This is a genomic window from Lentilactobacillus kefiri (assembly GCF_009739535.1).
Taxonomy (GTDB): Bacteria; Bacillota; Bacilli; order Lactobacillales; family Lactobacillaceae; genus Lentilactobacillus; species Lentilactobacillus kefiri.
Genome location: NZ_CP029971.1, coordinates 2322056 through 2347989, shown reverse-complemented (window position 1 = coordinate 2347989; position 25934 = coordinate 2322056). Strand labels below are relative to the sequence as shown.

The 25934-nt window shown below is 41.1% G+C and carries 25 protein-coding genes; 21 read left to right on the top strand and 4 right to left on the bottom strand.

The annotated features are described in order from the left end of the window. Nucleotides 1-70: 70 nt before the first annotated feature. Genes tmk through tsaD form a run of 9 tightly spaced genes read left to right on the top strand, consistent with a single transcriptional unit; the run spans nt 71 to nt 6445 of the window. Complete coding sequence (gene tmk / locus DNL43_RS11235; protein ID WP_054769193.1) at nt 71-727, top strand: dTMP kinase; 657 nt, start codon at nt 71-73, stop codon at nt 725-727. Then, nucleotides 724-1050, top strand: a complete 327-nt coding sequence (locus tag DNL43_RS11230; protein ID WP_056982957.1) for a cyclic-di-AMP receptor — start codon at nt 724-726, stop codon at nt 1048-1050. Before tmk ends, DNL43_RS11230 begins: the two co-directional genes overlap by 4 nt. Before the next feature lie 11 nt (nt 1051-1061). Then, nucleotides 1062-2072: a DNA polymerase III subunit delta' gene (holB, locus tag DNL43_RS11225; protein WP_056982959.1), complete on the top strand. Its 1011-nt coding sequence runs from the start codon at nt 1062-1064 to the stop codon at nt 2070-2072. A gap of 22 nt (nt 2073-2094) precedes the next feature. Beyond that, nucleotides 2095-2427 carry a DNA replication initiation control protein YabA gene (locus DNL43_RS11220; RefSeq protein WP_054769194.1) on the top strand — a complete coding sequence of 111 codons (333 nt, stop codon included), beginning with the start codon at nt 2095-2097 and terminating at the stop codon, nt 2425-2427. 10 nt (nt 2428-2437) lie between these two features. Then, on the top strand, nt 2438-3313 hold the full coding sequence (gene rsmI, locus DNL43_RS11215) for a 16S rRNA (cytidine(1402)-2'-O)-methyltransferase (RefSeq protein ID WP_056982960.1): 876 nt from the start codon (nt 2438-2440) through the stop codon (nt 3311-3313). A gap of 15 nt (nt 3314-3328) precedes the next feature. Further along, nucleotides 3329-4102: an acyl-[acyl-carrier-protein] thioesterase gene (locus tag DNL43_RS11210; protein WP_056982962.1), complete on the top strand. Its 774-nt coding sequence runs from the start codon at nt 3329-3331 to the stop codon at nt 4100-4102. Nucleotides 4103-4104: 2 nt separating this feature from the next. Continuing rightward, nucleotides 4105-4827: a tRNA (adenosine(37)-N6)-threonylcarbamoyltransferase complex dimerization subunit type 1 TsaB gene (gene tsaB / locus DNL43_RS11205; RefSeq protein ID WP_056982964.1), complete on the top strand. Its 723-nt coding sequence runs from the start codon at nt 4105-4107 to the stop codon at nt 4825-4827. Next, the gene (gene rimI / locus DNL43_RS11200) at nt 4811-5386 is read left to right on the top strand and encodes a ribosomal protein S18-alanine N-acetyltransferase (RefSeq protein WP_056982966.1); all 576 of its coding nucleotides are present in this window, start codon (nt 4811-4813) and stop codon (nt 5384-5386) included. Before tsaB ends, rimI begins: the two co-directional genes overlap by 17 nt. An 18-nt stretch (nt 5387-5404) precedes the next feature. Further along, entirely contained in the window at nt 5405-6445 is a 1041-nt protein-coding gene (gene tsaD / locus DNL43_RS11195) for a tRNA (adenosine(37)-N6)-threonylcarbamoyltransferase complex transferase subunit TsaD (protein WP_054769811.1), read from the top strand. Nucleotides 6446-6516: 71 nt separating this feature from the next. On the opposite strand, the gene DNL43_RS11190 is transcribed toward tsaD, so the two are convergent. Continuing rightward, a complete protein-coding gene (locus tag DNL43_RS11190; protein WP_225364651.1) occupies nt 6517-8466 on the bottom strand; it encodes an ABC-F family ATP-binding cassette domain-containing protein in 1950 nt (649 codons plus the stop codon). Between the two features lie 188 nt (nt 8467-8654). Between DNL43_RS11190 and DNL43_RS11185 the strand changes: the two genes are divergently transcribed. The 5 genes from DNL43_RS11185 (at nt 8655) to DNL43_RS11165 (ending at nt 14477) form a co-directional block, all read left to right on the top strand. Further along, nucleotides 8655-9287 carry a redox-sensing transcriptional repressor Rex gene (locus tag DNL43_RS11185; RefSeq protein ID WP_056982970.1) on the top strand — a complete coding sequence of 211 codons (633 nt, stop codon included), beginning with the start codon at nt 8655-8657 and terminating at the stop codon, nt 9285-9287. Nucleotides 9288-9512: 225 nt separating this feature from the next. Next, a complete protein-coding gene (gene groES / locus DNL43_RS11180) occupies nt 9513-9797 on the top strand; it encodes a co-chaperone GroES (protein ID WP_179286797.1) in 285 nt (94 codons plus the stop codon). A 96-nt stretch (nt 9798-9893) separates the two neighbouring features. After that, the gene (gene groL, locus DNL43_RS11175; RefSeq protein ID WP_056982971.1) at nt 9894-11516 is read left to right on the top strand and encodes a chaperonin GroEL; all 1623 of its coding nucleotides are present in this window, start codon (nt 9894-9896) and stop codon (nt 11514-11516) included. A gap of 88 nt (nt 11517-11604) precedes the next feature. Then, a protein-coding gene (locus DNL43_RS11170) for an IS5 family transposase (protein WP_080487858.1) occupies nt 11605-12392 on the top strand; the annotation gives its coding sequence in 2 pieces (ribosomal slippage) (nt 11605-11863 and nt 11863-12392; 789 coding nt in all). Between the two features lie 243 nt (nt 12393-12635). Further along, entirely contained in the window at nt 12636-14477 is a 1842-nt protein-coding gene (locus DNL43_RS11165) for an APC family permease (RefSeq protein WP_056981070.1), read from the top strand. Nucleotides 14478-14681: 204 nt separating this feature from the next. Here the strand turns inward: DNL43_RS11165 and lrgB are convergent, their stop codons facing one another. Further along, entirely contained in the window at nt 14682-15434 is a 753-nt protein-coding gene (lrgB, locus tag DNL43_RS11160; RefSeq protein ID WP_054769611.1) for an antiholin-like protein LrgB, read from the bottom strand. 18 nt (nt 15435-15452) lie between these two features. Next, nucleotides 15453-15896 carry a CidA/LrgA family protein gene (locus DNL43_RS11155; protein WP_056981072.1) on the bottom strand — a complete coding sequence of 148 codons (444 nt, stop codon included), beginning with the start codon at nt 15894-15896 and terminating at the stop codon, nt 15453-15455. Between the two features lie 259 nt (nt 15897-16155). Here DNL43_RS11155 and DNL43_RS11150 point away from each other — a divergent pair, with 259 nt between their 5' ends. Beyond that, complete coding sequence (locus tag DNL43_RS11150) at nt 16156-17247, top strand: glycosyltransferase family 4 protein (protein WP_056981075.1); 1092 nt, start codon at nt 16156-16158, stop codon at nt 17245-17247. A gap of 69 nt (nt 17248-17316) precedes the next feature. Here the strand turns inward: DNL43_RS11150 and DNL43_RS11145 are convergent, their stop codons facing one another. Then, on the bottom strand, nt 17317-17982 hold the full coding sequence (locus DNL43_RS11145; RefSeq protein WP_054769613.1) for a YigZ family protein: 666 nt from the start codon (nt 17980-17982) through the stop codon (nt 17317-17319). Between the two features lie 48 nt (nt 17983-18030). On the opposite strand from DNL43_RS11145, the gene DNL43_RS11140 reads away from it, so the two are divergent. From DNL43_RS11140 to DNL43_RS11115, 6 genes are all read left to right on the top strand, one after another. After that, nucleotides 18031-19353: a DEAD/DEAH box helicase gene (locus tag DNL43_RS11140; RefSeq protein ID WP_056981077.1), complete on the top strand. Its 1323-nt coding sequence runs from the start codon at nt 18031-18033 to the stop codon at nt 19351-19353. Beyond that, nucleotides 19350-20042, top strand: a complete 693-nt coding sequence (locus tag DNL43_RS11135; protein WP_056981078.1) for a ComF family protein — start codon at nt 19350-19352, stop codon at nt 20040-20042. Before DNL43_RS11140 ends, DNL43_RS11135 begins: the two co-directional genes overlap by 4 nt. 122 nt (nt 20043-20164) lie before the next feature. Then, nucleotides 20165-20722 (top strand): ribosome hibernation-promoting factor, HPF/YfiA family, encoded by a 558-nt coding sequence (gene hpf / locus DNL43_RS11130; RefSeq protein WP_054769614.1) that lies wholly within the window; start codon nt 20165-20167, stop codon nt 20720-20722. A gap of 287 nt (nt 20723-21009) precedes the next feature. Beyond that, complete coding sequence (gene secA / locus DNL43_RS11125; protein ID WP_056981080.1) at nt 21010-23373, top strand: preprotein translocase subunit SecA; 2364 nt, start codon at nt 21010-21012, stop codon at nt 23371-23373. A gap of 77 nt (nt 23374-23450) precedes the next feature. Further along, nucleotides 23451-24573 (top strand): peptide chain release factor 2 gene (prfB, locus tag DNL43_RS11120; protein ID WP_179286811.1). Its coding sequence is split into 2 segments (ribosomal slippage): nt 23451-23528 and nt 23530-24573, totalling 1122 coding nucleotides; the frame shifts between segments, so codons are not numbered across the junction. Between the two features lie 200 nt (nt 24574-24773). After that, a complete protein-coding gene (locus tag DNL43_RS11115; RefSeq protein WP_056981082.1) occupies nt 24774-25934 on the top strand; it encodes a PDZ domain-containing protein in 1161 nt (386 codons plus the stop codon).

Below are 25934 nucleotides of genomic sequence, written 5' to 3'. Positions count from 1 at the left end.
GGGTTCCGGTTCGACAGACCAAATGCATTAAAGTACAATTAATTTGAATCCACAAAGTGAGGGAATTGTTTTGAATGGTAAGTTTATAACTTTTGAAGGGCCGGACGGCGCAGGAAAAACCTCCGTTATGAATCAGGTTATCGGCGTCTTTCAACAGCAAATTGGCGACAGGCTGTTAGTCACGAGAGAACCCGGTGGTAATAAAATTTCAGAAGAAATTCGCAAGGTCATTTTAGACCGTGCGAATACAGAAATGGATTACCGAACGGAAGCTTTACTGTACGCTGCGGCCAGACGTCAACATTTGGTTGAAACAATTCTACCCGCACTTAAGCAAAACAAGCTGGTACTCTGTGATCGCTACGTTGACAGTTCGGTTGCCTATCAAGGCTCCGGTCGCCAAATCGGCATGGAGCAAGTTGCCAAAATGAACGAATTTGCAACCGAAAATTTGTTGCCGTTTAAAACAATTTATTTTGATATTCCCGTTGAAGTGGGACTTAATCGGATTGCTGAGCACCGTGATAAAAGTAAAATTGATCGCCTTGATGTTGAAACAACCGCCTTTCATAAGCGGGTCCACCAAGGCTACATGAAGATTCGTGATGCAAATGCGGATCGTTTTATTAGTATCGACGCGACCCAGCCAATCGATGCAGTCATTCATGATACAATTAAGATTATTCATGAAATAGCACCTGAGTATTTTAAGGAGCGTTCACTATGAAATTAGTCATTGCAATCGTCCAAGATAAAGATGCCAATAAACTGCGATCAGTATTTGTTGCCCATGAGATCATGGCCACTCGTTTTTCAACGACGGGTAGTTTTTTGCGTGCTGGCAACACCACTTATTTGGTCGCCGTTGATGATGATAAAGTCGATTTAACTTTGAAGTTAATCAAGGAAACCTGTTCAGCTCGTCAGCAGTTTATGACACCACCTGTAAGTTTAAATGGTGATACCGCTGAACATACTTTTCCAATTGAAGTGCAGGTCGGCGGCGCAACCGTTATGGTCCTGCCAATCGAAGCTTTTAAGCAGTTTTAGAAGGGAACGTTATGGAACACGATATTGTTAACGTTGCTCAAACTAAACAGCCAGCCATCTTCACTCAGTTTATGAATTTGGTTAAAAACAATGAGTTGTCACACGCTTATTTGTTCACCGGTGAAGACGGGGCGGGTCAATTTTCAGTCGCAATGGGAGTTGCCATGCGGCTTTTTTGTACGAATGTCCAAAATGGGATGCCATGTGGAAAATGTGCCGAATGTGTCAGAATTATGAATTACGACCATCCGGATGTTGTTGTCACCAAGCCCGACGGACAGAGTATCAAGATTGACCAAATTCGACACGTTAAAAGTGAATTTACCAAAAGTGCGATGGAAGGCTCTAAAAAAGTATTCATCATTTCGGAAGCTGAAAAGATGACAACCGGAGCTGCCAATGGTTTATTGAAATTTATTGAAGAACCTACAGGAAACGTGGTCAGCTTTTTAATCAGTAAGAATCGCAACTTGGTATTACCAACGATTATTTCCAGAACCCAAGTTGTCGAATTTCCAAGTCTCAGTAAAAAATTGATGGTAAAAGAGCTGCAGTCCAGTGGCGTGAAGCCAAGTGAAGTTAATCTGATGATTTCCATTACCAACAGTTTGGATCAGATTAAGGGATGGTTGAAAGATGACTGGTTTGCTTCCACACAGAAGATGTTGGAAAAGTGGTTCATCTACTTGGTTAAAGACAACACAATGGCAATGCCGTTTATCCAGATGTCTTTGATGCCATTAATTACCAATAAAGATCGACAGCGAATTGTGATTTCTATGATGTTAAGCTTGTTTGATGATGTCTTGGAAACCAAGTACGGCACTTTGGCCGAAGAGCGGGTGAAGTATCCGTCAATTCTTGAACAAACCAAGCTGGCAGCGTCAAAATGGCGCAATGATCAGATCCTGAAAATGTTGGATGAACTGCTTGATGTGAACAAAAGCATGGCAGTCAATGTCAATTTTCAAAATATTATTGAAGCATTAACGTTAAAGATACTTGAAATCAGTAAGTCATAGTTTACTAAAGGGTGATAAAATCGTGGATAGTCAAGACTTGTACGATGAACTAAAAGAAATGGATACTCAGCTAAGTGCCAGTGCGGCAAACTTTTCTCACCTTCACGAATCCTTAATTGGCTTGATGGAAAAGAATGCTGAACTGGAAATTGAGAATCAGCATTTACGTGACAGAATTAACGAAATTACTGAAAAAATGGATAATAATTCTCCTCGTCTATCAAAATCCAGAAAGAATTTGGAGAAACTTTATAATGAAGGTTTCCATGTTTGCAGTTCGTATTATGGCAAACGCCGTGAAAATGGTGAGGATTGTATTTTCTGTACCGACATTATATATGGTAAGCGGGATTAAGGAGTAAGCAGTGGAAACTCAAAAAAGTTTTGATACATTAACTAAATATGGGATTTTATATTTAGTGCCAACACCCATTGGCAATCTTGATGATATGACATTCCGTGCCGTTAAAATTCTTCAAGGTGCTGATTTGATTGCGGCTGAAGATACTAGAAACACGCAAAAATTACTGAACCATTTTGATGTGTCTACTAAACAGATCAGCTTTCATGAGCACAATACTGCTGAACGAATTCCTGAACTGGTTAGTAAGTTAAAACAGGGGCTGACAATTGCTCAAGTCAGTGATGCCGGGATGCCATCGATTAGTGATCCGGGCCATGAACTGGTGGTTGAATGCATTAAGCAGCATATCAATGTTGTGCCTCTGCCCGGTGCCAATGCCGGAATTACTGCGTTGATTGCTTCCGGCCTTTCGCCACAGCCGTTTTATTTTTATGGTTTTTTATCTCGGAAGCCAAAAGAACAGCGGGAAGAAATTGACGACTTAAGAAATAAACCCGAAACCATGATTTTTTATGAAGCACCTCACCGTTTAAAAAAGACGCTCAAAAATTTAGCCACTCAATTGGGTGGTGAACGTCATGGCGCACTTTGCCGGGAATTAACCAAGAAACATGAAGAGTTTATCCGTGGATCGCTTACTCAATTAAATGAGTGGGCAAACTCAACTGAAATTCGTGGTGAGTTTGTTATTATAGTATCAGGTAATGATAATCCTGAAGCGGAAGCGGATGATCCACTTGCAGGGATGACGGTTGACCAACAAGTCGATTTTTATATCGAAAACGGGTTAAGCGTTAATGAAGCGATTAAAAAGGTCGCTAAAGATCATCACTTGAAAAAACAAGTGATATACAACCAGTATCACGACCTTAAATAAAAGGAAGTCATGCTCATGACAGCTCATAGTTTCAGCGAACTGCATACAATCCCATTTTATGAATGCAACGTCAACAATCGGATTTCAATTCCGATGTTGATTAACATTTTAATTCTCGCTTCAGAACATCAAAACGAAAAGTTGGGAGTCGATCAACTTTACCTGATTGATAAATATGGAATTGGATGGGTTGTCACGTCATATTCCATTCACATTAGTCAACTGCCTAAAAAAGATTCGGTTGTTAAAATGACAACTCGAGGGACCTCTTACAACCGTTATTTTGCTTTCCGAGAATTCTGGCTCCACGATCAAGATGGCAATGAACTGGTTAAAGTTGAGAGCATTTGGGTCTTGATGAATGAAAAGACCCGTAAGATTACACCAATTAAGGATGATGTGATTAAGCCTTATCAGTCGGAAAATGTTCGTCGAGTTCCCAGACTGCCGCGCCCCAAGCGGATTGAGTCAACTGACAAAGTGACCGCCAAAGAGTATCAGGTACGCTGGAGCGACATTGATTTTAATGGGCACGTGAATAATTCTCGATACCCAGAGTGGATGTTGGATTCACTGCCAATGTCATTTCTGAATAACCACGAACCGGCAAATATCGATATCCGCTTTGAAAACGAAGTTAAGTACGGTAATCGGGTAACGAGTTCGGTAGTTGTTGATTCTTCAAATAATGATAAAATTGAAACTGTTCATGAAATTAAATCAAATGATGTTCTTTCCGCAAGCGCAACGATTGTTTGGAAGGAAAATCAAGTAAAGGGTAACGATTAATAATGAAAATATTAGCGATTGATACTTCAAACAAGCCACTATCCGTTGCCGTGATGGATAATGACCAATTATTAGCTCAGACCACTTTGACGACCCATCGGAAGCATGCAGAATTTTTAATGCCGGTTATTGAAGATTTGGTAAAAAAGTCGGATCTGGCTCCTGCTGATCTTGATCGGGTAGTGGTTGCCGACGGTCCCGGCTCATACACGGGCATCAGGATGGCGGTGACGGCAGCTAAAACAATTGCCAGCACCCTTGGCATTGAACTGGTGACAGTTTCCAGTCTTTTAAACTTGGCCTTAAACGTTCAAAAAGACAACGTTTTGATTAACCCAATTTTCGATGGCCGCAACCAAAACATGTTCACCGGGCTTTATCGTTGGAATGATGGCGAAATTGAGACGGTCATTTCTGATCAGCATATTAATCTTGAAAAGTGGCTTCATTTGATTGCGGAATATGACCAGCAAATTGTCATTATTGGCGATACCGATTCTTTTGAAAATGATATGAGATCCGCTTTACATAGTCGTTTAGTGGTCGGTCAATCTCTTGAAGGAATTCCGAGTGCTGCCAAATTGGGTCAGTACGGCCTGAGCCAGTCACCCGTTTCCAATGTTGATGCGGTTGTTCCACGATACCTGCGTCTAACCAAGGCTGAAGCCGACTGGAAAAAATTACATCCTAACGAGGATACGCATAATTATGTTGAAAAAGTTTAAAAAGTGGTTTAACCAACAATTTTATAACAAAGAACTTCAGCTGCGTGAAAGATATTTAGACATTAAGAATCACGACGTGGAAATTAATGACACCGAATATTTTTTAGCCAAAGCGATGATTCCCGATATTCCAGAGATCTTGGGGATTGAAAGGGCAGTTTATGGTGGTCAGACACCTTGGGATGACCGGGCATTTCGAACAGAGTTAATGCGAAAGACCGACCGCCTCTATTTGGTATTGCGTCGGAATGATTGGCTGGTCGCGTTTATTGGCTGCTCACTTAACGATCATACGAAAGATTGTCATATTACCAACGTGGCGGTTGCTCCCAACTTTCAAAATCATGGGTTGGGTTATTTTTTGGTAACTACGATTATCAAAAAGGCGCGTCAGCTGGAATATGATAAAGTGACGTTGGAAGTCCGGCTAAGCAACACCCGGGCTCAAAAACTTTATCGGGATATCGGTTTTGTTGATAACGGAATTAAAAAAGATTATTACTTCAATGATCGAGAAGATGCATTGAACATGGTTTTGGACATTACCAAAATCGGATAGATAAAAAATAGGGATGGGATGAATTTAGTGGCCAGAGATTTAGTTCTTTCATTTGAAAGCAGCTGTGACGAAACATCTGTTGCAGTCATTGAAAATGGAAATAAAATTCTTTCAAATATTGTCGCAACTCAAATCAAGAGTCACCAGCGATTTGGGGGTGTCGTACCGGAAGTTGCCAGTCGTCACCATATCGAACAGATCACCGGATGTATTAATGATGCACTCAAAGAAGCAGATGTGACATACGATGATTTAACATCTGTTGCTGTCACCTATGGTCCTGGTTTGGTCGGAGCGTTATTAATTGGCGTGACTGCTGCCAAGGTTGTTGCCTGGGCCCATAACCTGCCGCTTGTGCCGGTTAATCATTTAGCTGGTCATATCTATGCAGCCCGGTTGGTTGAACCAATTGAATTTCCTGCGATGGCACTGGTTGTTTCCGGTGGCCATACCGAATTAGTGTATATGCCTGAAGAAGACAAATTTGAAATTATTGGTGAAACCCGGGATGATGCAGCGGGTGAAGCATATGATAAAGTTGGCCGGGTTTTAGGCATTAATTATCCAGCTGGCAAGCCGGTTGACGAGTTGGCTCGTAAGGGACACGACACATTTAAGTTCCCTCGGGCCATGGATTCGGATGATAATTTTGACTTCAGCTTTAGTGGATTGAAGAGTGCTTTCATCAACACGGTCCATCATGCTGATCAAATCCATGAGAAACTGAGCCGGGAAGACCTGGCTGCCAGTTTCCAACAGGCCGTTGTTGACGTTTTGGCCGATAAGACTGATCGGGCTTTAAAAGAGTTCCCAGTCAAACAATTAATTTTAGCTGGTGGTGTTGCTGCCAACAAAGGTCTACGTGAACGTTTAACGAAGAATTTACAAGCATTTAAGAATACCAAATTGGAATTGGTTCCACTTTCACTTTGTGGTGACAATGCCGCAATGATCGGGGCTGCCGGAGAGATGCTTTATCGACACGGTGCCCGTGCAGATGCGACACTAAACGCCGATCCAGGCTTGGAGTTTGAATGGTTGAAAGATGAAGAAAAGTAATATGAAAAAAGACCGGAGCAAAAATTTACTTTTGCTCCGGTCTTTTTATTTTACTGTGATGAATTTCTTTACTATTCGTCGCCTTCAAGCTTAAGACTTGCTTCTTCCCAGCTAGATTCGGTTTCTTTGATTTGTTCGTTTGTGGCATCGAGCTTTTTTTGAAGATCTTGGAGCTTTCCCAAATCGTTGAAGACGTCCGGCTTTGTCATTTCAGCCTCAATTTCATCTTTTGATTTGGTCAAGTCATCCAGCTTGGTCTCAAGCCCCTCAACTTCTCGGGCTAATTTGCGGTGTTCCTTTTGAGCCTGCTTGTTAAGCTCATAATTCTTTTTATCTGTGGTGACTTTTGCTTCAGGTTGGGGCATGTTGGCGGCATTCTTTTCTGCTTCATGTTCTTTTATGGCCGTCTGTTCGTCTTTTTTATCGACGTAGTAGTCATAATTTCCAAGATAGAGGGTTGTTCCTTTACGTGATAATTCGACGACTGCCGTGGCAATCTTGTTGATGAAGTATCGGTCATGAGAAACAAATAGGATTGTGCCGTCAAATTGATTTAACGCTTTTTCCAAAACTTCTCGGCTGTCAATGTCCAAGTGATTGGTTGGCTCATCCAAAATGAGAAAATTGTTGTGCTGGAAGGCAAGCTTTGTTAAAAGCAATCTTGCCTTCTCGCCACCAGACAAATCATGGACCATTTTGGCAACATCGTCACCTGAAAACAGGAAGCTTCCCAAAATGCTTCTAATGTCTCCCTCAGGCGTTGTTGGATGATCATCCCATAGTTCCTCAAGAACCGTTTTAGACGCGTGCAGTGATGCCTGCTCCTGGTCATAGTACCCAGTATCGACGCCAGTTCCAAATTGGGCTTTACCTTTGATAAATGGGATAATTCCCAAGATGCTTTTGAGGAGGGTTGATTTACCAACATCATTCGGCCCGACAATCGCAATTGCCTGATGACGCTTAACATCCAGGTTAATTGGCTCAGAGAGAATTGAGGTGTACCCAACAGCAGCGTTGGCGACGTTTAGGACATTGTTGCCACTCTTGGACTTTGGCGTAAACGAAAATCGGGCCGATTTGGCGTCACCGGTTGGCTTTTGAAGCTTGTCCATTTTTTCTAGTTGTTTACGGCGGGCTTGGGCCTGCTTGGTTGTGGAAGCCCGAACGATATTTTTATCAACGAATGTTTGCAGTTTTTCAATTTTTGCCTGCTGCTTTTCGTATTCTTTCCATTCCTGCTCAATTAATTGTTCTTTTTTCTTGGTATATTCAGTGTAATTACCGGTAAAATGATGCAGGGTTCCTTGTGACATTTCATAAACTTCATTGACGATTCGGTCAAGAAAGTATCGGTCATGAGAAATGATCAGTAGGGCACCGCTATAGTTTTGGATATAGCCCTCAAGCCAGGTAATGGTTTCGACATCCAGGTGATTGGTTGGCTCATCGAGGATTAATAACTCTGGCTTTTCCAATAACAGCTTTGCTAAGGCCAACTGAGTCTTTTGACCGCCAGACAATTCATTAATCGGTCGGTCATAATCGGGCTCTTCAAAGCCAAACCCATGGAGGACCCCGCGAATTTCTGCGTCGTATCCATAGCCATTGTGTTGCTCGAAGTCAGCCCGGATATTGTCATATTGTGAGGAAATTGTTTCATACTCTTCTGAATTTGGGTCCATATTAGCGGAACCCATTTGCTCTTCGAGGGAATGAAGCTTGGCTTCCTGTTCTTTTAACCCTGCAAAGACGGATTCCATTTCTGCATAGATTGATTTATCTGAATTTAATCCCGTATCTTGGGCGAGGTATCCAATAGACAGGTTTTTCTTGGTAACAATTTTGCCACCATCGATTGATTGTTCACCGATTATCATTTTAACAATGGTTGATTTGCCGGCTCCATTGCGGCCAACGAGGGCAACCCGACTTTTTTCTTGAATGGCCAAATTGACTTTTGAGAAGATTGTTTCACCATTAAATCGCTTTGTAAGATCCTGTGCTTGTAGGATTATCACGTGTTTGGCCACCTTTCGTTTTATATTAATCAATAGTTAATTTTAGCATATCTTGCAAGTTTTCAGTAATTTTTTGTAAGTATTATTTGAAATATATTTCACAAGATGTCGTTATATGGTAGAATAGGTTGTAAATAAGAGTTCACAAAGTTCTTTTAATCAAACTAACAAACTAGGAGGAAATTTTCTTGACAGCTGAAAATATTCCACGCGCAACCGCTAAACGATTGCCCATCTATTATCGATATTTAAACATCTTGCATGACACGGGAAAACAGCGTATTTCATCAACAGAATTAGCTGAGGCGGTTCAGGTAGATTCAGCAACCATTCGTCGTGACTTTTCCTATTTTGGTGCCCTGGGCAAACGGGGTTATGGATATGATGTGGATAATCTGCTCTCATTCTTTAAACAGATTTTAAATCAGGAACATTTAACAAATGTTGCCTTAATTGGAGTTGGTAACTTAGGCCATGCCTTGTTGAACTTTAATTTTCACAAGGATGGTAACGTCCGAATCTCTGCTGCATTTGATACTGATGATAAGATTGTGAATAAGATTGAAGACGGTGTGCCAGTATATCCAATCGAAGAACTTTCACACCAATTGCATGATCAGCAGATCAAAGTCATTATCTTGACGGTTCCGGCTCAAGTTGCTCAATCCATTGCGGATGACGCAGTTGCCGGTGGGGTAAAGGGAATCTTGAACTTTACACCGATTCGCCTTCAAGTACCAGAGGATGTCTTGGTTCAAAACGTTGATTTAACCAACGAACTTCAAACTTTAATTTACTTCATTGAAAATTTTGGCAAGTAAAATTAGTAACATCATTATGAAAGATTGACCGGTGATTTTGAAAATCCCGGTCTTTTCTTTTACAGTTATTCATAAAATATCTGGCTCTAACAAAGGATTCTTGAAGGAAATATGCAGAAAGCCTTGCAATTGGTCGGAAAAAATAATATATTATAAACAGTGATTAGCACTTTTATCATAAGAGTGCTAATGATGCTAAAAATTGTTGTAAATGGAGGGACTAACGTGTTAAAGCCATTAGGAGATCGCGTAATTATCGAAACTGAAAAAGAAGAAGAAAAATCGGTGGGCGGTATTGTTCTTGCTGACAACGCAAAGAAGAAGCCACAAGCCGGAACAGTTGTTGCCGTTGGTGATGGCCGTGTATTGGACAACGGTCAAAAAGTAGCACCAGTTGTTAAAAAAGGCGACAAGGTTATGTTTGATAAGTACGCCGGAACTGAGATTGAAGATAACGATAAATCTTATCTCGTTCTTCATGAAAAAGACATCGTTGCAATTGTTGAATAATCTTATTTTAACAAGATAAATGTCTTTCTTGAATCATTTGAATCAATTAATACATGATAAATTAATCAAAAATATTTTTTTGAGGTGAAATTTGAAATGGCTAAACAAGTAAAGTTTTCTGAAGATGCTCGTAGCGCAATGCTCAAGGGTGTTGATAAATTAGCAGATACAGTTAAAGCAACTATCGGACCTAAAGGCCGTAACGTTGTTTTGGAACAAAGTGCCGGTAATCCAACAATCACTAACGATGGTGTTACTATCGCCAAGTCAATCGAATTACCTGATCATTTTGAAAACATGGGTGCCAAATTAGTATCCGAAGTTGCTTCAAAGACTAACGATGTTGCCGGTGATGGTACCACTACCGCAACTGTCTTGACTCAAGCAATTGTTAATGAAGGTATGAAGAACGTCACTGCAGGTGCCAACCCAGTTGGTATTCGTCGCGGAATTGAAAAAGCTACCAAGGCTGCAGTTGATGAACTTCACAAGATGTCACACGATGTTAAAACTAAAGATGACATTGCCCAAATTGCATCTATTTCATCAGCTAACACAGAAGTTGGTAAGTTAATTGCCGACGCGATGGAAAAAGTTGGTCATGATGGTGTTATTACCATTGAAGAATCACGTGGTGTTGATACCAGCTTGGACGTTGTTGAAGGTATGCAATTCGATCGTGGCTACATGTCACAATACATGGTTACCGATAACGACAAGATGGAAGCCAACCTCGACAATCCATACATCTTAGTAACTGACAAGAAGATTACCAACATTCAAGATATTCTTCCATTGTTACAAAAGATTGTTGAACAAGGTCGTTCACTTTTGATCATTGCCGATGATATTGGTGGTGAAGCTCTTCCAACTCTTGTATTGAACAAGATGAGAGGAACATTCAATGTTGTTGCCGTTAAGGCTCCTGGATTTGGTGATCGTCGTAAGGATCAACTCCAAGATATCGCCATTTTGACCGGTGCAACTGTTATCACTGATGACCTTGGTTTGAACTTGAAAGATGCAACTCTTGAACAATTAGGTCAAGCTAACAAAGTTAACGTTACTAAAGATTCAACTACCATTGTTGACGGTTCAGGATCAAGTGATGATATTTCAAAGCGGGTTGCTGAAATTAAGACCCAAATTGAAAAGACCACTTCAGACTTTGACCGCGACAAGTTAAAGGAACGTCTTGCTAAGTTATCAGGTGGAGTTGCTGTTGTTCGTGTCGGTGCCGCAACCGAAACTGAATTGAAAGAAAAGAAGTATCGTATTGAAGATGCTTTGAACGCAACCCGTGCCGCTGTTGAAGAAGGCTTTGTTCCCGGTGGTGGAACTGCTTTGCTTAACGTCATTCCTGCCATTGCCAAATTGGATTCAAAGGCTGATGGTGATGAAGAAACTGGTATCCGCATTGTTCTTCGTGCACTTGAAGAACCAGTTCGTCAAATCGCTGAAAATGCCGGTGTTGAAGGCTCTGTCATCGTTGAAAAACTCAAGGATGAAAAGGATGGTATTGGTTACAATGCTGCCGATGGTAAGTTTGAAGATATGATCAAAGATGGTATCGTTGATCCTACCAAGGTTACCCGTTCAGCTCTTCAAAACGCCGCTTCTGTATCAGCATTGCTGTTGACAACTGAAGCTGTTGTTGCTGAAGAACCAAAGGATGATAAGCCTGCAGCACCAATGCCACAACCAGGAATGGGCATGTAATTTAATCATTTAATAAATGTTTTGCCTAAGAAGCTGTCCAAGATCTATGATTTTTGATATACTTCTATGTAAAAAGCGAGTTTAAGCTATGAAAAATTATCCCAGCAATATTACTCGGCAACAATTTGAATTAATTCGACCAGCTTTAGAAAATTTTCGTAAGCGAACTAAGCCTCGAAAATATGACCTCTACGAGGTCTTCTGTGCAGTCCTATATGTCTTGAAAACCGGTTGCCAATGGCGTCAAGTCCCCGGTGATTTCCCAGAATGGCGGTCAGTTTACAACTATTACAAAATTTGGTCAACTAAAGCTGAGCCTACGGCTGATTCTTTATTGGAACAAGTTTTAAAAAAATTGTCATTGCTCGGCGAACTTACCAAGGACGTTCAGCTTTAACTTCCTTTATTATCGTTGACGCTCAGAGCGTCAAAAACACCGCTACTGCTGAAAACAAAGGTTACGACGCTGGTAAGAAAATCTCGGGGATTAAGCGCCATCTGGCAGTTGATATCAATGGCTTTCCGCAGGCCATTCACATGACGCGAGCGAACGTCTCTGATCGAGACGGGGCCAGTGCAATGATCGCTTTACATGCCATGCATTTACGCCAGGTTCAAAATGTCTTAGTTGATGGTGGTTATTCAGGCGTTAATTTTCAGCTCGATGTAGCCAGTAATTTAAACGCAACCGTGCAGGTTGCGAAGCGCAATGAGTTGCATCGATTCGAAGTCATGCCCCAACGTTGGGTAGTCGAACGATCTTTTAGTTGGCTAGAGAATTGTCGGCGACTTTGGAAAAATTGTGAGCGTCAATTAACCACCAGTCTGCAAATGGTCGTTTTAGCGTTTTTAGCACTATTACTTAAGAGATTTTAGACAGCTTCTAAGTAACTAAAGATGAGCATTGATTCCAGTTTTGGAATTAATGCTCATTTTCGTACTTGCTTATTATCAAGTTCAATATTAAAGTAGTTAACGTGTTCGGATTAGATACTTGGATAGGGCTCTTTTTAGAGGCCTATCTGAGCGTACATATTAAGACTTGTTTTTACCAGACAGAAGGACTATTATTTTATGGTTCACAAGAATGGTAGATTAATGAAAAAGGAGTAACTATTTATGTGGCGATATCTTAAACGGCTCCTAATTGGAAAGCCATTAAAAACCACTGACGAAGGTGGTCAATCCTTAACCAAATTCAAAGCTTTGGCTTTGCTGTCCTCTGACGCGTTATCGTCAGTCGCATATGGTACTGAACAGATTACTACCATTTTGATTACGTTGTCAGCAGCTGCTTTGATGTATCAAATTTGGGTTGCTGCACTCGTCTTGATTCTGTTAGCTGCGATTACATTATCGTATCAACAGATTATTCACGCATATCCATCCGGTGGTGGTGCATACGTTGTTGCCAGCACCAACTGGGGTGAGCAGGCCGGATTAATTGCCGGAGGCTCACTATTGGTCGATTACATGTTGACCGTTGCCGTATCAACGACATCAGCCACTGAAGCGATCACTTCAGCAATTCCGTCTTTGTATTCACACGGCGTCTTAATTTCCTGTTTGATCGTTGTGGCAATTATGCTGCTGAACCTTCGGGGAATTCGAGAATCGGCTTCATTTTTGACACTGCCGGTTTATTTGTTCATTGTCATGATTATTGTCATGATTATTTACGGTGGTTACAACATTGTCAGCGGAAATATTGAGTATCATGCTGCGGCTCATATCGGGGCCCCCGTTGAAGGGATGACACTGGTTCTGTTCTTCAGAGCCTTCTCATCCGGTTCATCATCACTGACTGGTGTTGAAGCCATCAGTAATGCGGTTCCTAATTTCAACAAGCCAAAGAGTAAAAATGCTGCCGCAACGCTTGCCATTATGGCAACTATCTTGGCCTTCTTCTTTGGTGGAATTACCTATCTGAGTTACTACATGGGAATTGTCCCAAACACTCACGAAACGGTTCTTTCACAAATTGGTGAAACAATTTTTGGCCATGGCATTGTTTACTATGCATTACAGATATCCACTGCGATGATTTTAGCGGTTGCTGCCAATACAGGTTTTTCAGCCTTTCCAATTTTGGCTTATAACCTGGCAAAAGATAAATTTCTCCCTCATGCCTACCTTGATAAAGGTGATCGGTTAGGGTATTCAAACGGAATTATTTCTTTGGCTATCGGTGCAATTATCCTAATTCAAATCTTTGGTGGCCGAACCAATTCATTGATTCCTTTGTATGCGGTTGGTGTATTTATTCCATTTACACTGTCACAATCAGGAATGATCATTCATTGGCGAAGAAATCGTGGTAAAAACTGGCAGATCAAGTCAGTGATTAACTTTATCGGAGCGTTTATTTCGCTCTCACTGGTTACCTGCTTATTCCTATTGAGATTCCCAAATGTTTGGCCTTACTTGATTGTCATGCCGATTCTTTTACGGATCTTCTACAAAATTAATCATCATTACAAGCGTGTGGCCGAGCAGCTGCGAGTGGTTGAAGCCAATACGGAGATTGCCACAACTCACCATTTTGACGGATCGACAGTCATTGTGCTTGTAAGTGGCGTCACTCGGGTGACTGCGAACGCAATTAGCTACGCGCAGTCAATTGGTGATTATGTCATTGCCATGCACGTTTCCTTTGATTCCAATCCTGAAAAGGAACATAAGACTTCTGAGCAGTTTAAGAAGGACTTCCCGGATGTTCGATTTGTTGATATCCATTCATCTTATCGTTCAATTGCCCAGCCAACATTACGGTTCTGTGATGTCATTGCAAAGCGGGCCGCTGATCGGAACTATTCAACGACTGTTTTGGTACCGCAATTCGTTCCACGACATCGTTGGGAAAATGTGCTGCATAACCAAACAAGCTTAAGATTACGAACCATTTTAAATTCACGACAAAATATTATCATATCCACTTACAACTACCATCTTCATGAGTAGTTGCGAATAAAGTTAAACGGGCTAATCATCAGCATGATGATTAGCCCGTTTTATTAGCTTGTAGGGCAGATAAAATGGTGCCCTGGTGAAGTTTATGGTATCTATGTGAAAGAGCGTCTGTAGCGAAAATAGGGGACTTTGAGAAAGAATCTATGTAAACAAAAAGACCGCCCAGCTGGACGGCCTTTTTTGATCTGATATTGATTAGTGAGCAATTCCCATTAAGTTAGCAAATGTAGGAACAACGACGTCAACAACGATTGAAATGATAACAACCGCAATGGCAGCCATCGCACCAGATACAGAGCTTAATTGAATGGCCTTTGCTGAACCAACAGTATGTCCGGCAGTACCTAATCCAAGACCTTGGCCAATAGGTTCAGTCAAGTGGAACAACTTGATGAGCCAGGTTGCCAAAGCGTAGATAAGAACGGCGTTCAAGATACATGCCATAGCAGTGATAGCAGGAGTACCTCCGATAGCATCAGAGATAGGCATTGCGATAGCTGTAGTAGCAGCTTGTGGAAGCATTGAAGCAATTCCGTTGTTGTCCAAGCCGATAAGCTTTGATACACCGTAAATGATGAACAGTGAAATGAACAAACCAATAATTAATGATAGCAGAATCTCTAACCAGAATCGTTTAACAATATCGTTACGCTTGTACAGTGGAACGGCAAACGCAATGGTTGCTGGGTTCAAGAACCAGAAGATGATATCTCCACCTGGTTTGTATGCATTGGTGTAGAACCAAGTAACATCTACACCAAACATCTTAGCCATGAGCCAGAGAATGAAGATTCCAAGTACCATACCAACGAACAATGGTTGGAATAAGAAGAATCCTTTACCGATCTTGAATAGCCATTGACCAAACAAGAAAACAACAAGTGACAAGCAGATACCAAAGATTGGTGTCCCTAAATACGTAATGATAGTCGTTTGTGTAGCAGACATATAAATTCACCCCTTTAATTATTTTTTATCGACTGTTTCACTAACTGAAATATCGCCGTGGAATACAGTCTTTCGGATCCAAATGAAGAATGAAGTGGTGTAAGCAATAACAACAAGTAAGACAACCGTTGAAATAATAATAGCAACAATAAGCTGTACACCTTGGGCCTTCATGATATCAAGTGATGCGGTCAATTGAATACCTGAAGGAACAAATAGAAATGCAATCATACCGATCATGAAGGTTGCAAATTTATCAACCCATTCAACTTTGATAATATGGAATGTTAATAGCAGGTACAAAAGTACTAATCCAATAACTGGTGTTGGTACTGGAAATGTAGGTGGAAACATTGGTGAAATTAAACTGGAAACAAACAATACGCCGGCGAAGATTCCCATTTGAATTAAAATAGGGGCATCTTTTGTCTCGGCTTGTGTAGTATTTGATTTGTCAGCCATAATTAAAACTCCTTCCGTTTGTGAAATATTAGGTAACTGAAACTGTTGTCTTACAATGTATAGTATAAATGTTTTTGTGAAATATGACAATTGAAAGCGTTACTAAATTTGTTAAATGTGAAGCGCCACACAATTGGTCCGTACGACTTTTCTAAATAAGCCCGTTTACTTTCTATAACAGTCATACCTTGTTTTTATGATTTGTCATTTGTATAATTGAACTAATAATAACTTGGAAGGAAATAAGTGAGGTTACATTTTGAAATTTGAGATCATTGTGTCTTTATTTGCTACCATGATTATTTCCGCAGTCTTAACCCCATTTATCCGGAAACTGGCGTTTGCCGTTGGGGCAGAGGATCGTCCGAACAAAAGACGGGTTAATAAAATTCCTATGCCAACGATCGGTGGGTTGGCAATTTTTATTGCTTACACCTTTACGACGATGATTTTGCTGCGGGATCAATTCCCAACGAAAATTCTTTGGGGTGTCTATGGTGGAGAAGTTATCATTATTTTAACTGGTATTATTGATGATATTTTCGTATTGAAGCCGCGTCAAAAAGTTTTGGGTATCTCAATTGCTGCTCTGTGGGTTTACTTCACAGCCGGTGTGAAGATGACCACCATTACGTTGCCGTTTTTTACCATTCATCTCGGATGGATGAGCTTGCCGGTAACGTGGATCTGGATTTTGGCGATTACCAATGCGGTAAACTTAATCGATGGGTTGGATGGACTGGCGACTGGTGTTGCCATTATTGCATTGACCACGATGGGTATTACGGCGATGTTCTTCCTGAACGTGGGAAATATTTTTGTCGCCATTATGATTTTTACCTTGGTTGCTGCATGTATTGGCTTTTTGCCATACAATTTTTTCCCTGCCCGAATTTATCTCGGGGATACCGGAGCACTGTTCATTGGATTTATGATGTCGGTCTTTTCGCTATCCGGTTTGAAAAATGCGACTTTCATCACCCTATTGATTCCTGTCATGATTATGGGAGTGCCAATCACCGATACGGTTTTCGCCATCTTCAGACGTTTGCTGAATAAGGAGCCAATTACTCACGCAGATAAGCGGCATTTGCATCACAGACTGATGCAGATTGGCTTGACTCATCGACAGACTGTATTGGTTATTTATGGTCTTGCACTGATCTTTTCGTTCATTTCATTGCTTTATCCGATTTCGCCGTTGTGGGGTTCCGTTTTACTCACAGTCGCCGTTTTAATTGGGTTGGAGCTGTTTGTTGAAACGATTGGCTTGGTTGGTCCCGATCGTCAGCCACTGTTGAATGGCATTAAGAAGTTAGTTAAAGATACAACCAGTAAAAATAATCATTAGAGCTTCAATTTTAGAAATTCATATTTTAAAAACAAAAAAGGAGATTGCCCATTAGTGGGTGATCTCCTTTTAATTATCTTCATCTTTTTGACGGGCTTCACGGGAATAGGGTACTTCAAACATTTTCCACTCGCCTTTTTTATAACTGAACTGATCACTCAACAAGTTTGTGATTTGCGTGATGAGCGGTTCAAAATCTTGCTTACTGACGGCGATGACCACTTCAATTTTATCCGTATAGTTGGTTGCCTCAATCGGAATTGATGCTTGTTCCAAAAAATATTTGAGCTTATCAAACTGATTGTATTCAATGGTGAGCTTGATTTCCTGCTTATTGACCAGCTTAACAATTCCCAGCGAATCAATAGTCGTCGACGTTGCGTTGCTATAAGCCCGGATTAGGCCACCGGCACCAAGCTTGATCCCACTGAAGTACCTGGTTACGACTGCCAGCACATTATGCAGCTGATTCATTTTAAGAACTTCCAGAATGGGGACGCCGGCCGTTCCTGAAGGTTCGCCGTTGTCACTTTCACGTTGAATGTGATCATCGTCGCCCAACATGTAGGCAAAGCAGTTATGATTTGCCTTGGCATTATCTTTGGAAACTTTTGCGATGATATTTTTGGCCTGATCTTCATTTTCGATTCTTGCCATCGTGCAGATGAAACGTGATTTTTTGATTTCAATTTCGTGAGTACCATTTGATTTAATTGTTAGAGATTCATTCTTCAAAAAGGATTCCTCCAGTTTTTTCGTAATTAATGATTGAGGTGACTTTATATGATCAATCATATATCAGAGTTGTATGGGCGCCAAATACCGCTTCGGGATTTATCCGAGAAATTGGTGGCCAATCCGAATATTGTTTTGCGGGAGGCCATTACTGTTCAGCATGGTCTTACTTGTGTTCGGTGTGGCACGAAATTAAGGCGTTCCACTGCCAGTTTGCCCAATAACCAATATTATTGCTACGTGTGTATTCAAATGGGGCGAGTGGACACTTTAACCCAATTGGCGTCTGTTCATGAACCCAATCAATTTAAGGGCATAAATGACCCGTTGTCCTGGAAGGGTGAGCTCACTGTCCTTCAACAGCAGTGTGCCGAAAAGGTCATCGAAGTGTTCCAAAATAAACGGCGTCACTTGTTATGGGCCGTGACCGGTGCCGGTAAAACAGAGATGCTGTTTAAAGGGATTAATTGGGCGGTCGAAAACGGCCTGAGAGTGGGGATTGCCTCGCCAAGAGTTGATGTCTGTATTGAATTATTTCCGCGGCTACAAGCAGCTTTTGAAAAGGTGCCGGTGGTGCTTCTTCATGGCAAAAGTGAGCAGCCTTATCAGTACAGTCAGATTACCATTTGTACAACCCATCAACTTCTCCGATTTTACCATGCCTTCGATGTCTTAGTGATTGATGAGGTCGATGTTTTCCCATACTCTGGAAATCCAATGCTGCATTATGCGGTGCAAAATGCGGTCAAGCCGGATGGTGCTCGATTATACCTGACAGCAACCCCCGACAAAAGTTTGTTTAAGGCAATTTCCCGCAAAAAGCTGTCCGTCAGCTATCTGCCAATCAGATACCATGGCCATTTTTTACCGGAAATAACGGTTAATCGAACAAAAAATCTTGATCAGCTGGTCGATAGTGGCAATTTACCCAGAAAAATTCTTAAAAGAATTGCCCAGTTAGTAGCCGACAAACAACGTTTTTTAATCTTTGTTCCCCATATTAAAGATTTGGAGTTGGTCGGCAGGGCAATTACGAATGCCAGAATTGACGCTCGTTTTAAGACTGTTTATTCGGCGGATCCGCAACGAATTGAAAAGGTCGCTTTAATGCGAAATGAAGAGCTGGATTTTTTGATTACAACTACCATCTTGGAAAGAGGGGTTACCTTTCCAGGAATCGACGTGATTGTGCTGAAGGCCGATGACGAGATCTTTTCAGCGGCGGCTTTGGTGCAAATAGCCGGTCGGGTAGGCCGAAATAGTGATCGACCAACCGGCCGGGTCTTATTTTATTGTCAATCCAAGTCTGGAAATATTAAGTCTTGTGACCAGCAGATCAAGCTCATGAATCGAAAGGCGGCAAAACTATGAAAGAATGTCTGATGTGTAAAGCGCCGCTCAGAAATGAAATTCGGCTCAGTGAAATCATTCGAGCAACACCACTCATCAATGATCCAATTTGTCAGGGATGTTCAAATGATTTTCTGGATTTGGCGGATATTCCTACCTGCCTGGGGTGCGGCCGAAAACAAACGGAAGGAATGTCTCAGCCTTGCCGTGATTGTTCAAGATGGCAGCAAAGTTATCCATTCAATTTTTCAAACTGCGCATTGTATGAATATAATCAGCAAATGAAGGACTTTATGAAGCAATACAAGTTCAATGGCGATTATTATCTTCGAAAAGTTTTTTCCGGCCAGATCCATCGGCAACTAAAGAAATGCCCAGATGTGATTGTTCCAATTCCAGTTGGGACGGATACCATGCTCACAAGAGGATTTAACCAGGTAACCGGCTTATTGGAGCTTGTGAATTATTCAAACATTCTCAAAGTGAAGGCGAAAAGAAAAGCGGTCCGGCAGTCGGAAAAGAACCGCCGCCAGCGAATTGAGCTGATTCAGCCATTTGAGTTGATTCAATCACAAAAATATTTAATCGAAAATCAATCGATTTTATTAGTCGACGATGTGTACACAACCGGTACAACCATAAGGCATGCGGCCAGTCTTTTATACCATGCCGGGGCGACTTCCGTCAGGGGGTTAACCTTAGCTCGTTAAAGAAATCCAGACCCAATGATTGTTAAAATGCGAACTTTCAATTATACTAAAGTTGTAGCCAGTAATGAAAGTGATTTCATTAGTGGACCATTAAGCCTTTAATGGTGAAGGGAGAGAACGCTATGCTAATTTTTAACATTCGTGGTGAAAACATTGAGGTAACCCAGGCGATTCGTGATTATGTTGAGAAACGAATCAGTAAACTGGAGAAGTACTTTGAAAAGGACATGAAGAATACAGCTCATGTCAATTTGAAGGTTTATCCAGATAAGCAAGCTAAAGTTGAGGTAACCATTCCTTTACCATACTTAACTTTGAGAGCCGAGGAAATGTCTAACGATTTGTACGCAAGTGTTGATTTGGTAACGGATAAACTCGAACGTCAAATTCGTAAGTACAAGACCAAGGTTAACCGTAAATTTCGTGAAAAAGGGTTCAAGAACCTCGAGTTTACACCTGTTGATGACAGCAGCTCGGATTCAGATGATGAGTCCAAGTTCCAAGTTGTTCGGACAAAGCAATTGGCTTTGAAACCAATGGACAACGAGGAAGCTATTCTTCAAATGGACATGTTGGGTCATGATTTCTTCATCTATGAAGATGCAGAGACATCCGACATCAACATTGTTTACCGTCGTAACGATGGCCGTTACGGTCTGATCGAAACCGGCGAGGAATAATATTACTATAAATTAGCGGACAATTTCCAAATGTCCCGCGTTGAAGTTGGGGATGAATTGATGGTTAATTCATCCCCAACTTTTTATTCCCAAAATAAAATTTTTTGATGATTTTTTATCCGTTTGCCTTTCATATCTATCAAAAATGTATTATCATGGTTAAATGCCGCTGATGCATTGCTTTTTGTGTTTTCATAGGCGGCCTAAAATGTTACACTAATTAAGTATGCAGTCTACAAATACTATGAAAATTTGAACAGTATTTTAATTTAGAAGGGAATTTACTAATGGCTAATATTTTAAAAACATGGGTTGAAAGTGATACACACGAACAAAAACGACTCAGTAAAATTGCTGACAAAGTTGGTTCGTATGCTGAAGAGTATCGTCAACTCAGTGATGAAGAATTGCAAGCCAAGACTCCGGCATTAAAGGAACGCTATAAGAATGGCGAAACCCTTGATGATTTGCTTCCCGAAGCATTTGCCGTTGCCCGTGAAGGTGCAAAGCGAGTCTTAGGATTGTACCCATTCCACGTCCAAATCATGGGTGGAATTGTTCTTCATGAAGGAAATATTGCAGAAATGAAAACTGGTGAAGGTAAGACTTTAACCGCCACTATGCCAGTTTATTTAAATGCACTTGCAGGCGAAGGGGTTCACGTTGTTACTGTTAACGAATACCTCTCTGAACGTGATGCTACTGAAATGGGTGAGTTGTACAACTGGCTTGGCTTATCAGTAGGTGTTAACACAACTGAAAAAGATGCTGACGAAAAGCGTGCCGCTTACGCTGCCGACATTACTTATTCAACCAACGGAGAAATCGGTTTCGATTATTTACGTGATAACATGGTTGCTTATAAGGAACAAATGGTTCAGCGTCCTTTGAACTTTGCCATCGTCGATGAAGTTGATTCAATTTTAATTGATGAGGCTCGTACCCCATTGATTATTTCCGGTCAATCAAGTGGTACTTCTGATCTTTACCAAAGAACTGACAGATTTGCCAAGACTTTGCATGAGACTGAAGACTTCAAGCTTGATTTGGAAACCAAGACGGTTTCATTAACCGATCAGGGAATTGAAAAAGCTGAAAAGTACTTCAACTTAAAGAACCTGTATGATACTGACAACACTGCCTTGACCCACCATTTGGATCAAGCTTTGCGTGCCAACTTTATCATGCTGCGTGATAAAGATTACGTGGTTCAAGATGATGAAGTTAAAATTGTTGATTCATTTACCGGACGAATCATGGAAGGCCGTCGATTCTCTGATGGTCTTCACCAAGCCCTTGAAGCTAAAGAAGGGGTTACCATCAATGAGGAAAGTAAGACAATGGCTACCATTACTTACCAAAACCTCTTCCGGATGTATAAGAAGTTAGCCGGTATGACTGGTACTGCCAAGACTGAAGCAGAAGAATTCCGTGAGATTTATAACATGGAAGTTATTTCTGTTCCAACCAACAAGCCGGTTATCCGGGTTGATCATCCCGATGTTTTATACCCAACTTTGGAATCAAAATTCGAAGCCGTTATTAACAAGATTAAGGAACTCCACAAAAAGGGCCAACCAATGCTTGTTGGTACTGTTGCGGTTGAAACTTCCGAATACCTTTCAAAACGACTCGATGAAGAAAAAATTCCTCACGTTGTTTTGAACGCCAAGAACCATGCAAAGGAAGCTGAAATTGTTGCCAATGCTGGTCAACGTGGTGCTGTTACGATTGCTACCAACATGGCCGGTCGTGGTACTGATATTAAATTAGGACCCGGCGTGGTTGAACTTGGCGGCTTAGCCGTTATTGGTACTGAACGACATGAGTCACGTCGTATTGATAATCAGCTTCGTGGCCGTTCCGGTCGTCAGGGTGATCCAGGCTTGTCACAATTTTACCTGTCACTTGAAGATGATTTGATGCGTCGTTTCGGTTCAGAAAAGATCAAGAACTTCTTGGAACACTTAAACGTTGAAGGTGAAGATGCCGTTATTCGTTCAAGAATGATTACCAAGCAAGTTGAATCAGCTCAAAAACGAGTTGAAGGTAATAACTACGATTCACGAAAGAACGTTTTGCAATACGATGATGTTATGAGACAACAGCGTGAAGTTATTTACGGTGAACGTCGTGAAGTCATCGATGAACAAAAAGATCTTAAGTGGGTTATTATGCCAATGATCGAACGGACCATTAACCGGATCGTTGACTTGCATACGCAAGGCGAAAAAGAAGACTGGGATCTGCAAACCATCTTGGACTTTGCAATTAGTGCAATGGTTAGCCCCGACCAGATTTCTTTGGAAGACTTCCAAGGCAAATCAGCTGACGAGATCAAGAGTATGTTGATGGATCTTGCTAATAAAGAATATAAAGAAAAACAGGAACAACTTTATGATCAATCTCAAATGTTAGAGTTTGAAAAGGTTGTTATCTTGCGAGTTGTTGATTCTCACTGGACTGATCACATTGATATCATGGATCAATTACGTCAATCAATTGGTCTTCGTGGCTACGGTCAACAAAACCCACTTGTTGAATATCAACGAGAAGGTTACAAGATGTTTGAAGAAATGATTGCTGATATTGAGTATGACGCTACCCGTCTGTTCATGAAGGCTGAAATTCGTCAAAACATGCAACGTTAATAAGTTATTTGAAAGAATCCGGCAATCATATTGTTTGGATTCTTTCTTTGAATCAGAACAAATATAAGGAGAACAATATGTCATTTGAAGTAAGTGAAGCAAAAAAACAAATTGCTGAAATGCAAAAAGCTATCGATGGTTTTAGGAGGTCGCTTTGACTTCGATGCGTTGAGTGAAAGCATCGGCATCAATGAAGCCAAAATGGCGGAACCAAATTTCTGGGATGACCAGGAATCTGCTCAGAAATTAATCGATCAGACGAATCAACTAAAAACAAAGCGGGACAACTTTGTTTCCTTAAAAAACCAACTGGATAATTTAAAAGTGACCCTGGAATTGATTACTGAAGATCCCCATTCAGGAATGGAAGGGGAATTTGAGGCAGATGAAAAGAAGCTCAAATCCCAACTGGATCGATATCAGTTAAATCTGTTGTTGAATGGGAAATATGACCATAACAATGCGATTCTTGAAATTCATCCCGGAGCTGGTGGAACTGAAGCCCAAGATTGGGGTTCCATGTTACTCAGAATGTATACCCGCTGGGCAGAAGCTCACGGATTTACGGTGCAGACCTTGGATTATCAAGTTGGTGAAGTTGCCGGCTTAAGCAGTGTCTCCATTTTAATTAGTGGTAAAAATGCTTATGGTTATCTGCGGTCTGAAAAGGGAATTCATCGACTCGTCAGACTGTCACCATTTGACTCGGCGGGTCGTCGACACACTTCCTTTGCATCAGTGGATGTGATGCCGGAACTGAATGACGATGTTTCAATTAAAATTAATCCAGATGATTTAAAAGTGGATGTTTACCGTTCGAGTGGTGCCGGTGGTCAGCATGTCAACAAAACCTCATCAGCTGTTCGAATTACCCATATTCCAACTGGAATTGTGACGGCCAGTCAGGCTCAACGTTCACAGCTGCAAAACCGACAAACCGCATTGAACATGTTAAAATCCAAGTTGTATGAACGTGAAGAAGAGAAGAAAGCTGAAGAAAAGGCAAAAATTGAAGGGGAACAAAAAGATATTGGCTGGGGCTCACAAATTCGGTCTTACGTTTTTCACCCATATTCGATGGTTAAAGATCATCGAACCAATTATGAAACTGCCAATGTTAATGGCGTTATGGATGGCGATCTGGATCCGTTCATCAATGCCTACCTGCAGTGGCAATTAAGCCAAAAGAATCCTGAATAACGGCTTCAGTCGTTAATTTTGGAGGTTGTCAAAAAGTTAAATATCCATCGTTAAATGGCTGAAGTTCAAATTGTACGTTTGGCTTCGGCCATTTTTACATAGGCTCAATGATTAATGCCTTGTTGATTTACAAACGAGCTTAAATCAACAGGCAATAAATGATATACTAGCTTTATAATTATTGGTGAGGACAAGACATAATGAAATTTTTAATAGCGTTGGGGTTTTTCGTATTACAACCTGCTCTGTGGATCGGGGTTATTCGCAGTTACTTGATTCATACAAATCGAATAAAAAAAGAACGGGCAATATTTAATTCAGCAATTTATGACGATTATTATGAAGGCCGTCATTTTGTGAGAACAGGCCTGATTTTTGGAGTGATGGCATCAAACATTCTGGGTGGCTTTTTGAGCATTTCACTCGAGTGGCTGATCATTTATGAAGCATTGATGGCCATTGGCCTGTTGTTGATTCCTTGGTGGCTGTTGGCAGTCACAATGGCCGGTGCTGCAAGTATTGTGACATTATTATTGCCACATATTTCCCAGTTACGACCACTGATGAATTGGTTTGGTCACCTTGGTATTTATCAAACCGCGGTTGATCCGATTAATTTGTTGATTATTTTCGTGGTGATCATTCTTGCGACAGCCATTTTTGTCCACGTCAATGGTGGCCGGTTTGATTCCCCAACGTTGGTTCGGAATCAGAGAAACAATCGAACGGCCGTTTATAAATTCAACGAATTATCGATTTTCCCGTTTCTCTTATTTGTTCCCGGTGATTGGATTCACACCAGCTTTCCGTTCATGCCGTTATTTCAGGTTAACAACCATTTGTATGCAATCCTGCTGGTACCAATCCTGATTGGCTTGAAATTCACCGTGAAAAGAAGCGTTCCCAAAGAACTGCTGAGAGCATTGAGTAAGTCGATGTATGTGATTGCAGCAGTTGGCATTATTTTATCGTTTGTTGGCTACTTTGTTCCAAAAATCATTTTGCCAGCGATTATTCTTTTGTTGATTGGCTATTACGTTGTTCTGGCAAAGGCCAAGCACGATGATGCCAAACCAGACTTTGAATACAGTGAAGTGATGGATGGTGTCCGGGTGATTGGTATTCAACCCGAAACGCCGGCAGCCAAAATGGACCTCAAAGTTGGTGATGTCATTCTCGAAGTGAATGGCATAAAAGTGACGAATGAAGATGAATTCTACCGAGCACTCAGTACCAACTCGACATACTGCCGATTTAAAGTTCGTGATCGAAATGATCAGTTAAAAATCACTGAATCGGCGATTTTCAAGAATTCTCCCCACGAAATTGGTGTTAAGACATATACGAAGTTTAGTATTTAG